The following is a 13845-nucleotide window of genomic DNA, read 5'->3' as shown; positions in this document are numbered from 1 at the left end:
TAAAGCCTGACTCAGTATTGAGCCAGACAAGCTAAAATCATATAACAGCGCGAGCTGAAATTATTGTATCTGCAACCTGCTTAGAGGCTTCAGCGTACTTCAAAAACTCCATAGAGTATGAGGCACGGCCCTGTGTTGCAGATCGTAAAGCAGTCGCATAACCGAACATTTCAGATAATGGTACCACAGCATTAATTTGCTTAAGGCCACCAAGTGCATCTTCCATGCCTTCGATCATGCCGCGACGACGGTTTAGGTCGCCAACTACATCACCCATGTTTGCTTCAGGAGTGAGTATTTCAACCTTCATTACTGGTTCTAAAAGCGCAGGGTTTGCATCTAGCGCACCTTGTCTCATAGCCAGCGAACCTGCTATTTTAAATGCCATTTCATTCGAATCTACATCATGGAATGAACCATCATATAAAGTCGCTTTAACACCAAGTAATGGGTAGCCTGCCAGTACACCTTGAGCCATTTGCTCTTGGATACCTTTGTCTACCGCAGGGATGTATTCTTTCGGCACTGAGCCACCTACGGTTTCGTTTACGAACTCGTAAATTGGGGCTTCATCATCCGAAATATCCATCGGTTCAAGTTTAAGCCAGACGTGACCATATTGACCACGACCACCTGATTGACGTACAAACTTCCCTTCAACTTCAACAGTTGAACGAATAGCTTCTCGGTATGCAACCTGCGGCTTACCAACGTTACATTCAACACTGAATTCACGTTTCATACGGTCGACGATGATATCAAGGTGAAGTTCACCCATGCCAGAGATAATAGTCTGGCCTGATTCTTCGTCAGTTTGTACGCGGAAAGATGGATCTTCTGCAGCTAGTTTTCCTAGCGCGATACCCATTTTATCCTGGTCAGCGATTGTGCGAGGCTCAACCGCAACAGAGATAACTGGTTCTGGGAACTCCATACGCTCAAGCGTAATAATAGAGTTCGGATCACACAGTGTTTCACCTGTTGTTACGTCTTTGAGACCAATAGCCGCCGCGATGTCGCCTGCGTGGACTTCTTTGATCTCTTCACGTGAGTTTGAATGCATCTGAACGATACGACCAAGACGCTCACGCTTACTTTTTACTGGGTTATATACCGCGTCACCCTGTTTAACAGTACCAGAGTAAACACGGAAAAAGGTTAAAGTGCCAACAAACGGGTCTGTTGCAATCTTGAATGCAAGAGCAGCAAACGGCGCTTTATCATCAGCAGGACGCTCTTCCTCAGTACCATTTTCTAAGATACCTTGGATTTGTTTCACTTGTGTTGGTGATGGCATATATTCAACAACGCAATCAAGTACAGCTTGAACACCTTTGTTTTTAAATGCACTACCACACGTCATGGGAACAATTTCGTTCGCTAATGTGCGTTGACGCAAAGCATTTTTAATTTCTGCTTCGCTTAACTCTTCACCTTCTAAGTATTTATCCATTAGTTCTTCAGTAGCTTCAGCAGCGCTTTCAACTAAGTGAGAGCGCCATTCTTCGGCTAATTCCTGAAGTTCTGCCGGTATTGCCTCATAAGAGAAAGTCATACCCTGGTCTTCATCATTCCAGTTAATGGCTTTCATTTTAATAAGGTCAATAACACCTTTAAAGTCGTCTTCAGCGCCAATAGGCAGCTGGACTGGAACAGGCGTTGCTCCAAGACGAGATTTCACCTGGCTTACAACCGTTAAGAAGTCAGCGCCTGTGCGATCCATTTTATTTACGAAGATCATTCTTGGAACTTCGTATTTGTTCGCTTGACGCCAAACTGTCTCAGTTTGCGGCTGTACACCCGATGAAGCACAAAGAACAACTACCGCACCATCTAGTACACGTAAAGAACGCTCTACTTCGATAGTGAAATCTACGTGTCCTGGGGTATCAATAATATTGATGCGATGGTCGTCAAATTGAGCGTCCATCCCTTTCCAGAAACACGTTGTTGCAGCAGAAGTGATTGTGATACCACGCTCTTGTTCCTGCTCCATCCAATCCATAGTTGCAGCGCCATCATGCACTTCACCGATCTTATGAGAAAGACCTGTGTAGAACAGAACACGTTCTGTTGTGGTGGTTTTGCCTGCATCTACGTGAGCACAAATACCGATATTGCGGTAACGCTCAAGTGGAGTTGTACGTGCCATAAAATCCTCTTAAAGGTTAAGGACAGATTACCAACGGTAATGAGCGAATGCTTTGTTCGCTTCAGCCATACGGTGAACGTCTTCACGTTTCTTAACCGCAGTGCCTTTGTTATCAGCAGCGTCAACGATTTCTTGAGCTAAACGTAAGCCCATAGATTTTTCGCCACGCTTACGTGCAGCGTCTACTAACCAACGCATACCTAATGCGTTGCGACGTACTGGACGTACTTCAACTGGTACTTGATAAGTTGAACCACCAACACGGCGAGATTTAACCTCTACCTGTGGACGGATGTTATCAAGTGCAGTTTCAAAGATTTCTAGGTGCGACTTGCCTGATTTCTCAGCAGCCACGTCTAGCGCACCATAAACGATTTTTTCAGCAGTAGATTTCTTGCCGTCTAACATTACGATGTTAACGAATTTTGCAAGAAGTTCCGATCCGAACTTAGGATCTGGAAGAATTTTACGTTGACCTATTACGCGTCTTCTAGGCATTTTGTATCTCCGGTTTATTCAGGTTTGTCCTTTTGGAACAATCACCCAAAACAATAATTAATAATATTTAGTGCTTGGCCTTACTAACGGAAAACAATTAGCCTTTAGGGCGTTTTGCACCGTATTTAGAACGAGCTTGACGACGGTCGCTAACGCCTGCACAGTCAAGTGCACCACGTACAGTGTGAAAACGCACACCTGGTAAATCTTTAACACGACCACCACGGATTAGGATTACACTGTGCTCTTGAAGGTTATGACCTTCACCACCGATGTATGAAGTTACTTCGAAACCGTTAGTTAAACGTACACGAGCTACTTTACGTAACGCCGAGTTTGGTTTCTTAGGTGTAGTTGTATATACGCGAGTACATACACCACGCTTTTGCGGACACGCTTTAAGCGCAGCTGAGTTACTTTTAGTAACCTTGCTACGACGTGGCTTACGCACTAGCTGGTTAATAGTTGCCATTTAAATAGCTCCTGAAATTAAAATTACTACTGAAAAAAATAAAAAATCCGCCCTTGTTTTACCAGCATGTTTTAAACGTGCAAGTAAATGGGTGGCGGAATTTTAATGAGCAAAGATTGACCTGTCAACCTAAACCGCTCGCAAGGCAGCAGATAACTACCTTGCGAAACTCTAATCTATTGATTAGGTTCGGTTTATTGATTTCCAGATAAATCCGCGTTTAAAGCATCAGTTAGTGCTTGAGTTGCCTCTTCTGCACTTACCGTTTGCTCTTCAACAACGTCTTTTTGCTTACGACGAGCCATACGCTCTTGATGATACGCAAAACCGGTACCGGCTGGGATCAATCGACCCACAATTACGTTTTCTTTCAGACCGCGTAACTCATCGCTCTTACCATTTACAGCGGCTTCTGTTAGGACACGAGTTGTCTCCTGGAACGAGGCTGCTGAGATGAAAGATTCTGTCGCTAGTGATGCTTTTGTAATACCCATTAACTGGATTTCAAACTTAGCTGGGATCTTACCTTGAGCTTCAAGGTCGCGGTTTGCGATATTAACGCGTGCCACTTCAATTTGCTCACCGGCTAAGAACTCAGTATCACCACCGTCTAGAATGATACATTTACGTAGCATTTGACGAATAATAGTTTCAATGTGCTTATCATTGATCTTAACGCCCTGCAAACGGTAAACCTCTTGCACTTCGTTAACAATGTAGTTAGCAACATGAGTCACACCACGTAGGCGTAAGATGTCATGCGGTGATTCTGGACCATCGGCGATAACTTCACCTTTAGACACTTGCTCACCTTCAAACACGTTAAGTTGACGCCACTTAGGGATCATTTCTTCGTAATGATCGCCTTCAGCTGGAGTAATAACTAAACGTTTCTTACCTTTAGTCTCTTTACCGAAGCTAATCGTACCGGTGATTTCAGCTAAGATAGCTGGATCTTTCGGCTTACGCGCTTCAAATAAGTCGGCTACGCGTGGTAGACCACCCGTGATATCACGAGTTTTCGAACCTTCTTGCGGAATACGTGCTAGTACGTCACCTGGGTTTGCAGTCGCGCCGTCTGTTACTTCAATCGTAGTGAATGAAGGAAGACGTGTTTCTTGCAAGCCACGCTCATCACTTTCAATGATAAGTTTCGGCTCTTTCGCATTCGCTTTAGCAAGATCTTTAACAACTACACGAGTTAAACCCGTTAGTTCGTCAGTCTGTGCTTCAGTATTTGAATCATCGATATCGCTGAACGATACTTTTGATTTATGCTCAAGAACGATTGGGTGACTATGCGGGTCCCAAGTAGCAACAATGTCGTTACCTTGAACTTCTGCATTGTCTTGCACTGTTAATACCGCACCGTAAGGTACTTTATAACGCTCTTTCTCACGACCATAGCTATCAATGATAGTGATTTCTGTAGAACGTGAGGTAATAACAATCTTACCGTCTGTATTTAATACATACTTAGCGTTGTGAAGTTTTAATGTACCGTTAGTTTTAACTTGTACATTATTTTCAGCAGACGCTCTTGATGCCGCACCACCGATGTGGAAGGTACGCATCGTAAGCTGTGTACCCGGCTCACCGATTGATTGCGCCGCGATAACACCCACTGATTCACCCGCGTTGATGATATGACCACGTGCTAGGTCACGACCATAACACTTAGCACAAACACCAAAGTCGTTATCACAGGTGATAACTGAACGTACACGAACTTCATCAACTGAGTGCTCTTCTAAAAGGTCACACAGTTTTTCATCAAGCATGATGTTACGTTCAACAAGTACCGTATTAGTACCTGGAATTACAACAGGCTCTGCAACAACACGACCTAGTACACGTTCGCGAAGTGCTTCTACAACGTCACCACCTTCAATAAGCGGTTTCATTGTTAAGCCATCTTCTGTGCCACAATCGTCTTCATTGATTACCAAATCTTGTGCAACGTCTACTAGACGACGCGTTAGGTAACCCGAGTTCGCTGTTTTCAGTGCTGTATCGGCAAGACCTTTACGCGCACCGTGCGTTGAGATGAAGTACTGAAGTACGTTTAGACCTTCACGGAAGTTAGCCGTGATTGGCGTCTCGATGATTGAACCATCTGGACGTGCCATTAGACCACGCATACCTGCTAGCTGACGGATCTGAGCGGCACTACCACGAGCACCTGAGTCGGCCATCATAAACACTGAGTTAAATGACGGTTGCTCTTCTTCTTCACCTTGCGCATTCACTACGGTGTCTTTTGACAAGTTAGCCATCATTTCACGTGATAGGTTTTCATTTACACGTGACCAGATATCGATAACTTTGTTGTACTTTTCACCAGCCGTAACAAGACCTGATTGGAACTGTTGGTTGATTTCAGTTACTTCAGCTTCTGCTGCTTCAATGATTGATGCTTTAACTGGTGGGATAACTAAGTCATCGATACCAATTGAAACACCTGACTTCATTGCGTAGTGGAAACCGGTGTACATAACTTGGTCAGCAAACACAACTGTGTCTTTTAAACCAAGACGACGGTAACACTCATTTAATAAGCTAGAAATTTGCTTTTTACCTAGAGCTTGGTTGATTGACTCAAACGGCATACCTTTAGGTAAAATTAAAGACAGAATTGCACGACCCACTGTAGTATCAATGATAGTAATTGTATCTTCTACAACACCATCTTCATTAGCTACTGATTGGCTAATACGTACTTTCACTTTTGCGTGAAGGTCGGCATTACCACTACGGTATGCTTTTTCTGCTTCTTTAGGATCTTTAAATACGGTGCCTTCGCCTTTGGCGTTAATGCGGTCACGCGTCATGTAATAAAGACCTAATACAACGTCCTGTGAAGGAACGATGATTGGCTCACCATTAGCAGGCGATAAGATGTTGTTTGTAGACATCATTAACGCACGAGCTTCTAGCTGCGCTTCAATTGTTAGCGGTACGTGTACCGCCATTTGGTCACCATCGAAGTCGGCGTTGTAAGCCGCACATACTAATGGATGCAAATGAATCGCTTTACCTTCGATAAGCACAGGTTCAAACGCTTGGATACCCAAACGGTGAAGTGTTGGTGCACGGTTAAGTAATACTGGATGTTCACGAATTACTTCGTCTAGTACATCCCATACTTCCGCTACTTCACGCTCAACCATCTTTTTAGCTGCTTTGATTGTCGTAGCCATGCCGCGACGTTCTAATTTGCCATAGATAAATGGTTTGAAAAGCTCTAATGCCATCTTCTTAGGAAGACCACACTGATGAAGCTTAAGTGTAGGACCAACCGTGATTACAGAACGGCCAGAGTAATCTACACGCTTACCAAGTAAGTTCTGACGGAAACGACCTTGCTTACCTTTGATCATATCAGCAAGCGATTTAAGTGGACGTTTGTTAGAACCTGTAATTGCACGACCACGACGACCGTTATCAAGTAGCGCATCAACCGCTTCTTGTAACATACGTTTTTCGTTGCGTACGATAATATCTGGTGCAGCTAAATCTAGTAGACGCTTAAGACGGTTATTACGGTTAATAACACGACGGTAAAGGTCATTCAGATCAGATGTCGCAAAGCGGCCACCGTCTAGTGGTACTAATGGACGTAAGTCAGGTGGCAATACTGGAAGTACTGTCATAATCATCCACTCAGGGTTATTACCTGATTGGTGGAACGATTCCATTAACTTAAGACGTTTAGTGATCTTTTTACGCTTAGTTTCAGAGTTAATTGTTGGTAACTCTTCACGCATCTCTGCAATTAATTGAGCAAGATCGAGTTCACGAAGCAAGTCTAATACTGCTTCAGCACCCATCTTCGCTTCAAACTCATCGCCGTGCTCTTCAAGTGCATCTAGGTATTCTTCTTCACCTAATAGCTGACCACGCTCAAGCGTTGTCATACCAGGCTCAGTTACTACGAATGATTCGAAGTAAAGAACACGTTCAATATCACGAAGCGTCATATCAAGCATTAAGCCGATACGTGACGGTAATGATTTTAAAAACCATATATGCGCAACTGGACTTGCCAGTTCTATATGACCCATACGGTCACGACGCACTTTAGTGAGTGTTACTTCAACACCACACTTTTCACAGATCACACCACGGTGTTTAAGGCGTTTATATTTACCACATAAACACTCATAATCTTTCACTGGGCCGAAAATACGGGCACAGAATAAGCCATCGCGCTCAGGCTTGAAAGTACGGTAGTTAATAGTCTCAGGTTTCTTTACTTCACCGTATGACCATGAACGAACCATGTCTGGTGAAGCAAGACCAATGCGAATTGCATCGAATTCTTCGGTCTTATTTTGTTGCTTCAGAAACTTAAGTAAGTCTTTCACCTTAGCTCTCCTGTCGGAGTTAATCTTGAGGACGGATGTTCTCGTCCCTACATTCTATTCAGCCATAACAGATGCTGCAGCGTTCACTGCAGCATCTAATTGGCTTAATTTTCTTCCAACTCGATGTTGATACCCAGTGAGCGGATTTCTTTCAACAATACGTTGAACGATTCTGGCATACCTGGTTCCATTTTATGGTTACCATCAACGATGTTTTTATACATCTTAGTACGACCGTTCACGTCATCCGATTTCACTGTTAGCATTTCTTGTAGAGTGTAAGCAGCACCGTAAGCTTCAAGTGCCCATACTTCCATCTCACCAAAACGCTGGCCACCGAACTGTGCTTTACCACCCAGCGGCTGCTGAGTAACAAGGCTGTAAGAACCAGTAGAACGCGCGTGCATCTTATCATCAACCAAGTGGTTAAGTTTAAGCATGTACATGTAACCTACAGTTACTTGACGTTCAAACTGATCGCCAGTACGGCCATCATAAAGTGTAACCTGACCACTTCTAGGGTAGCCGCCTAGCTCTAGCATGTCTTTGATTTCGTCTTCTTTCGCGCCATCAAATGCAGGAGTAGCAATCGGTAAACCACCTTTTAAGTTTTCAGCTAAACGACGAATTTCGTCATCAGAGAAACTAGCGATATCCACAACCTGACGAGATTCACCGATCTCATAAGCTTGTTTGATGAATTCACGCAGCTCATGAAGCTCGCGTTGCTCTTTCATCATTTCCTCTAAGCGCTCACCAATACCGCGTGCAGCTAGACCCATATGTGTTTCAAGGATCTGACCGATGTTCATTCGCGATGGTACACCTAGTGGATTTAGCACGATATCTACCGTACGACCTTTGTCATCGTATGGCATATCTTCTACTGGTACGATAGTCGAGATAACACCTTTGTTACCGTGACGACCCGCCATTTTATCACCCGGTTGGATACGACGTTTAACAGCTAAGTATACTTTAACAATTTTAAGTACACCTGGTGCTAAGTCATCACCTTGGGTAATTTTACGACGTTTGTTTTCAAACTTCTTATCGTATTCAGCTTTAAGCTCATCGTACTGTGCAGCTAGTTGCTCAAGTTCAGCTTGCTTGTCTTCTTCAGCAAGGCTTTGAGTTAGTAACTTTTCAGCATTCAGTGACGTTAAGTTGTCTTCATCGAAGCCAGCTGCCACAAGTAACTTGCGAGCACGCTCTAAAACACCAGCTTCTAGAATACGGAACTCTTCGTTGAAGTCTTTCTTCGCTTCGCGAAGCTGCATATCTTCAACTTCTAACGCACGCTTATCTTTTTCAACACCATCACGGGTGAAAACTTGTACGTCGATTACAGTACCAGTTACAGAGTTAGGTACACGTAAAGAGCTGTCTTTAACGTCAGACGCTTTTTCACCGAAGATAGCACGTAGTAGCTTCTCTTCAGGTGTTAATTGCGTTTCGCCTTTCGGAGTCACTTTACCTACTAGGATATCGCCGCCTTTAACTTCAGCACCGATATATACAACGCCTGATTCATCAAGCTTGCCTAGTGCAGATTCACCCACGTTCGGGATATCTGCTGTGATCTCTTCTGAGCCTAATTTAGTATCACGGGCGATACACTGTAGTTCTTGAATGTGGATAGTCGTTAGACGATCTTCTTCAACTACGCGCTCTGATAGTAAGATTGAATCCTCGAAGTTGTAACCGTTCCATGGCATGAATGCCACGCGAAGGTTTTGACCAAGGGCTAAGTCACCTAAGTCAGTCGAAGGACCATCTGCTAACACATCGCCACGAGTAACCGGTTCACCAACCATACAAGTCGGCTTTTGGTTAATACATGTATTTTGGTTAGAACGTGTGTACTTGGTTAAGTTGTAGATGTCGATGCCCGCTTCACCAGGGATGCGCTCTTCTTCATGTACATTAACAACGATGCGACTTGCGTCGGCATACATTACTTCACCACCACGTTTAGCAACAATCGTTACACCAGAATCTTTTGCTAGTGTTAACTCAATACCTGTACCTACTAACGGTTTGTCCGCTTTCAATGTTGGTACTGCTTGACGTTGCATGTTTGAACCCATCAATGCACGGTTAGCATCATCGTGTTCTAGGAACGGGATAAGTGCGGCCGCTACAGAGATCACCTGTTGTGGTGATACATCCATATATTGCTGGTCCATGCGACCCATAAAGGTTGATTCACCTTTGTGACGACATGGAATAAGTTCATCTACAAACTCATTGGTTTCAGTTAAGTTTGAGTTCGCCTGTGCGATAACAAACTGACCTTCTTCAATGGCTGATAGGTAATCAACTTCATCAGTTACTACACCGTCTACCACTTTGCGATAAGGTGTTTCTAAGAAACCGTAGTCATTTGTACGTGCATACGTAGACAATGAGTTAATTAGACCGATGTTTGGACCCTCAGGAGTCTCGATTGGACATACGCGACCGTAGTGAGTTACGTGAACGTCACGTACTTCAAAGCCAGCGCGTTCACGAGTTAGACCGCCCGGACCTAATGCAGAAATACGACGCTTATGCGTTACTTCTGATAGCGGGTTATTTTGGTCCATAAACTGTGATAACTGAGACGAGCCGAAGAACTCTTTAACCGCTGCCGAAATAGGCTTAGCGTTAATAAGATCTTGTGGCATTACCGCATCAAGGTCACCTAAGCTTAAACGCTCACGTACAGCACGTTCTACACGTACTAAACCTACACGGAATTGATTCTCAGCCATTTCGCCAACACTACGTATACGACGGTTGCCTAAGTGGTCTATATCATCAACATCGCCAACACCGTTACGAATAGCAATCAATACTTTCATAACCGCTACGATGTCTTCTTTGCTTAATGTGCCAGGGCCTGTGTCTGAATCGTAACCAACACGGCTATTGAACTTCATACGACCTACTGTTGATAAGTCATAGCGTTCTTCTGAGAAGAATAGGTTCTCAAATAAGGCTTCGGCCGCGTCTTTCGTCGGTGGCTCGCCTGGGCGCATCATGCGATAAATTTCTACTAGTGCTTCTAAACGGTTGCTTGACGAGTCAATATTCAATGTATTTGACATGTAAGCGCCGCTGTCCACTTCATTGATATATAGTGTATCAATGGTCGTGTGACCGGCTTTCACCAATTCAGCCATCATTTCAAGCGTTAGCTCGTCATTTGCAGTAGCAATGATTTCACCTGTTGACTCATCAACATAGTTCTTCGCTAATACACGGCCAATGATGTACTCATGTGGTACTTCTAATTGCTTAATGCCTTTTTTCTCGATGCTCTTGATGTGGCGAGCCGTAACACGACGACCGCTTTCAACAAGGACTTCACCGTCTTCGCTCTTGATATCAAAAGCGGCAGTTTCACCACGTAAACGTGAAGGTACAAGTTCCATAAGAACCTTACCGTCAGCGATTTCAAACGCAGTTGTATCGAAGAAGATATCTAGGATTTCTTCACTCGTGTACTCAAGTGCACGTAAGATGATAGACGCCGGTAATTTACGACGACGGTCAATACGTACATATAAGTTATCTTTTGCATCAAATTCGAAGTCTAACCATGAACCACGGTAAGGAATTACACGTGCGTTATAAAGCACTTTACCTGACGAGTGAGTTTTACCGCGGTCGTTATCAAAGAATACACCAGGGCTACGGTGTAGCTGAGAAACGATAACACGCTCTGTACCATTGATTACAAAAGTACCGGTATCGGTCATGAGCGGAATTTCGCCCATGTAAACTTCTTGCTCTTTAATGTCTTTAACTGTGCCTGGAGCTTCTTTGTCCATTACTACAAGACGCAGTTTCACGCGAAGTGGAGCAGAATAAGTCACACCGCGAATTTGACATTCTTTTACATCGAATACTGGCTCACCAATACGATAACTTACGTATTGAAGCTCAGAATTTCCCGAGTAGCTTTTAATTGGGAACACAGAACGGAAGGCAGCTTCCAAACCATGATCGCCATCAGCGTCCGGGACTAAGAATTTTTTAAACGATTCTAACTGCGTCGACAGTAAGAAAGGTATATCCAAAACTTGTGGACGTTTACCAAAATCCTTACGGATACGTTTCTTTTCAGAATAAGAGTAAGCCATGGGGTTCCTCAGCTTGCTGATCTTTGACCCGACCTGTTCTTGTAAGAACAGACTTAACTGGCATCTATGCCAAGATGTACAACATTTAACTGTTGTTCCAACTTAATCCCACCTCAACACTAGCAAACTATAAAGCGTTGAAATTAAAGAATAAATCAGATTTTATTTGCGCTATAAGAATAGTCGCTCTATAGCGCAAAAAGGCCGGTGATTAAATAATCACCAGCCCTTGCCTGATTTCTCAGGCAGCGAACCTAGCAAAAGCTAGATTACTTAACCTCAACTTCAGCACCAGCTTCTGTAAGGTCTTTAGCAAGAGCTTCAGCTTCTTCCTTAGAGATACCTTCTTTAACTGGAGTTGGAGCAGCTTCAACTAGAGCTTTAGCTTCTTTTAAGCCAAGACCAGTTGCGCCACGTACAGCTTTGATTGCCGCAACTTTATTAGCGCCAGCGCCAGTAAGGATTACGTCAAATTCTGTTTTCTCTTCAGCAGCTTCAGCAGCAGGACCTGCTACCATAGCAGCTGCAGCAGTTACGCCGAATTTTTCTTCCATTGCTTCAACTAGAGCAACAACGTCCATTACTGACATTTCAGCAATTGCGTCAAGGATTTGGTCTTTAGTTACAGACATTACAAATTTCCTAATAATTAACGGACTCTAAGGTCCAAATAAATTTACACCGAAAGGGATTAAACAGCTTAAAATTAAGCAGCTTGCTCTTCTTTCTGTACACGTACTGCTTCAATTGTTTTACACAATTTACCAGCAGACGCTTCTTTCATAGCGCTCATTAAGCGTGCAACAGCTTCGTCGTATGTAGGTAGAGTTGCAAGCATAGCTGCATCTACTACATTACCTTCAAAAGCGGCCGTTTTAAGCTCAAATTTCTCATTCTTTTTCGCGAAGTCTGAAAAGATACGCGCAGCAGCACCTGGGTGCTCTGATGAGAAAGCGATTAAGCTTGGACCAACAAATGAATCAGATAGGCATTCAAAGTCTGTTCCTTCAAGAGCACGTTTAGCTAGAGTGTTACGGACAACTTTCATCCAAACACCCGCTTCGCGAGCTTCTTTACGAAGGGCAGTGATTGCACCAACTGTTACACCACGAGAATCTGCAACTACTGCAGATAGAGCACCAGTGGCTGCTTCGTTGACTTCAGCAACAATTGCCTTTTTGCCTTGAAGATTTAAAGCCATGGGTGTTACTCCTGGTTTAATGGGTTACCGTACATCGGCTTCCCTGTTTTACTCTTCCCCATCAATAAAGATGGAGATGCTTTTTACGGCGAGAGCCAGAAGATTAGGAAAAATCTATCTGGGGATTCACACCGTCTACGTAGGTAATATTAAGGCCGAAGCCGCCTACGGTCTTGGACGGAAGCCCAATTTATTGCGTTGCCCGAAGGCGCTTCGAAATTATGGACTTCAACCCGAATTCTTTACTTTGCGATTAACTAAATTAATCAGCAAAATGGCGCAAAATTATAGTACAAATTTCACGCCATGTAAACACTCAATTAAGCAACAACTGTGCTTAAAGTGCCTTGGTCAACAGAAACACCTGCGCCCATTGTTGTAGAGATAGTTACTTTCTTCAAGTAAACACCTTTAGCTTGAGAAGGTTTAGCCTTCTTAAGCGCAACAATTAGAGCTTCAAGGTTTTGTTGTAACTGCTCAGCAGTGAAATCAACCTTACCAATAGTAGTATGGATGATACCATTTTTGTCATTGCGGTAACGCACTTGACCTGCTTTCGCATTTTTAACTGCTTCTGCAACGTTAGGTGTTACAGTACCAGTTTTAGGGTTTGGCATTAGACCACGTGGGCCTAAGATTTGACCTAGTTGACCAACAACACGCATAGCGTCTGGTGATGCAACAACAACGTCAAAATTCATCTCGCCTTTCTTAACTAGGTCAGCAAGATCTTCCATGCCTACTAATTCAGCACCGGCTTCTTTTGCAGCTTCTGCATTAGCGCCTTGAGTGAATACAGCAACACGAACGTCACGACCAGTACCGTTAGGTAGTACAGTAGCACCACGAACGTTTTGATCAGATTTACGAGCATCGATACCAAGGTTAACAGCAACGTCAACACTTTCTACGAATTTAGCTGTCGCTAATTCTTTTAAAAGAGCAACTGCTTCGTTAATTTCGTAATCTTTAGTTACTTCCACTTTTTCGCGGATAGTACGCATACGTTTAGTTAATTTAGCCAT

At 43.6% G+C, this 13845-nt stretch carries 8 protein-coding genes; all 8 read right to left on the bottom strand.

Translation table 11 applies throughout. The features are described 5' to 3' along the window. Nucleotides 1-37 precede the first annotated feature (37 nt). The 8 genes from fusA to rplA all read right to left on the bottom strand — a co-directional run bounded on the left by fusA (nucleotide 38) and on the right by rplA (nucleotide 13845). Nucleotides 38-2152: an elongation factor G gene (gene fusA, locus AB8618_RS00595; protein WP_418157325.1), complete on the bottom strand. Its 2115-nt coding sequence runs from the start codon at nucleotides 2150-2152 to the stop codon at nucleotides 38-40. A gap of 27 nt (nucleotides 2153-2179) precedes the next feature. After that, nucleotides 2180-2650 carry a 30S ribosomal protein S7 gene (rpsG, locus tag AB8618_RS00590; RefSeq protein ID WP_010392135.1) on the bottom strand — a complete coding sequence of 157 codons (471 nt, stop codon included), beginning with the start codon at nucleotides 2648-2650 and terminating at the stop codon, nucleotides 2180-2182. Between the two features lie 97 nt (nucleotides 2651-2747). Then, complete coding sequence (gene rpsL, locus AB8618_RS00585) at nucleotides 2748-3122, bottom strand: 30S ribosomal protein S12 (protein ID WP_002958885.1); 375 nt, start codon at nucleotides 3120-3122, stop codon at nucleotides 2748-2750. A gap of 194 nt (nucleotides 3123-3316) precedes the next feature. Next, nucleotides 3317-7489: a DNA-directed RNA polymerase subunit beta' gene (gene rpoC / locus AB8618_RS00580; RefSeq protein WP_413401119.1), complete on the bottom strand. Its 4173-nt coding sequence runs from the start codon at nucleotides 7487-7489 to the stop codon at nucleotides 3317-3319. A 104-nt stretch (nucleotides 7490-7593) separates the two neighbouring features. Further along, nucleotides 7594-11619: a DNA-directed RNA polymerase subunit beta gene (rpoB, locus tag AB8618_RS00575; protein ID WP_076922659.1), complete on the bottom strand. Its 4026-nt coding sequence runs from the start codon at nucleotides 11617-11619 to the stop codon at nucleotides 7594-7596. Between the two features lie 269 nt (nucleotides 11620-11888). After that, complete coding sequence (gene rplL, locus AB8618_RS00570) at nucleotides 11889-12251, bottom strand: 50S ribosomal protein L7/L12 (protein ID WP_008108465.1); 363 nt, start codon at nucleotides 12249-12251, stop codon at nucleotides 11889-11891. A 74-nt stretch (nucleotides 12252-12325) separates the two neighbouring features. Next, entirely contained in the window at nucleotides 12326-12820 is a 495-nt protein-coding gene (gene rplJ, locus AB8618_RS00565; protein ID WP_008108464.1) for a 50S ribosomal protein L10, read from the bottom strand. Between the two features lie 320 nt (nucleotides 12821-13140). After that, complete coding sequence (gene rplA, locus AB8618_RS00560; RefSeq protein ID WP_010392122.1) at nucleotides 13141-13845, bottom strand: 50S ribosomal protein L1; 705 nt, start codon at nucleotides 13843-13845, stop codon at nucleotides 13141-13143.

Source organism: Pseudoalteromonas sp. RW-H-Ap-1, assembly GCF_048318575.1.
Classification (GTDB): Bacteria; Pseudomonadota; Gammaproteobacteria; order Enterobacterales; family Alteromonadaceae; genus Pseudoalteromonas.
This window is presented reverse-complemented; position numbering and strand designations above follow the sequence as displayed.

Coding starts and splice junctions, on each gene's coding strand:
- fusA (WP_418157325.1), bottom strand. CDS start 2,152: ATGGCACGTACAACTCCACTTGAGCGTTACCGCAATATCGGTATTTGT.
- rpsG (WP_010392135.1), bottom strand. CDS start 2,650: ATGCCTAGAAGACGCGTAATAGGTCAACGTAAAATTCTTCCAGATCCT.
- rpsL (WP_002958885.1), bottom strand. CDS start 3,122: ATGGCAACTATTAACCAGCTAGTGCGTAAGCCACGTCGTAGCAAGGTT.
- rpoB (WP_076922659.1), bottom strand. CDS start 11,619: ATGGCTTACTCTTATTCTGAAAAGAAACGTATCCGTAAGGATTTTGGT.
- rplL (WP_008108465.1), bottom strand. CDS start 12,251: ATGTCTGTAACTAAAGACCAAATCCTTGACGCAATTGCTGAAATGTCA.
- rplJ (WP_008108464.1), bottom strand. CDS start 12,820: ATGGCTTTAAATCTTCAAGGCAAAAAGGCAATTGTTGCTGAAGTCAAC.
- rplA (WP_010392122.1), bottom strand. CDS start 13,845: ATGGCTAAATTAACTAAACGTATGCGTACTATCCGCGAAAAAGTGGAA.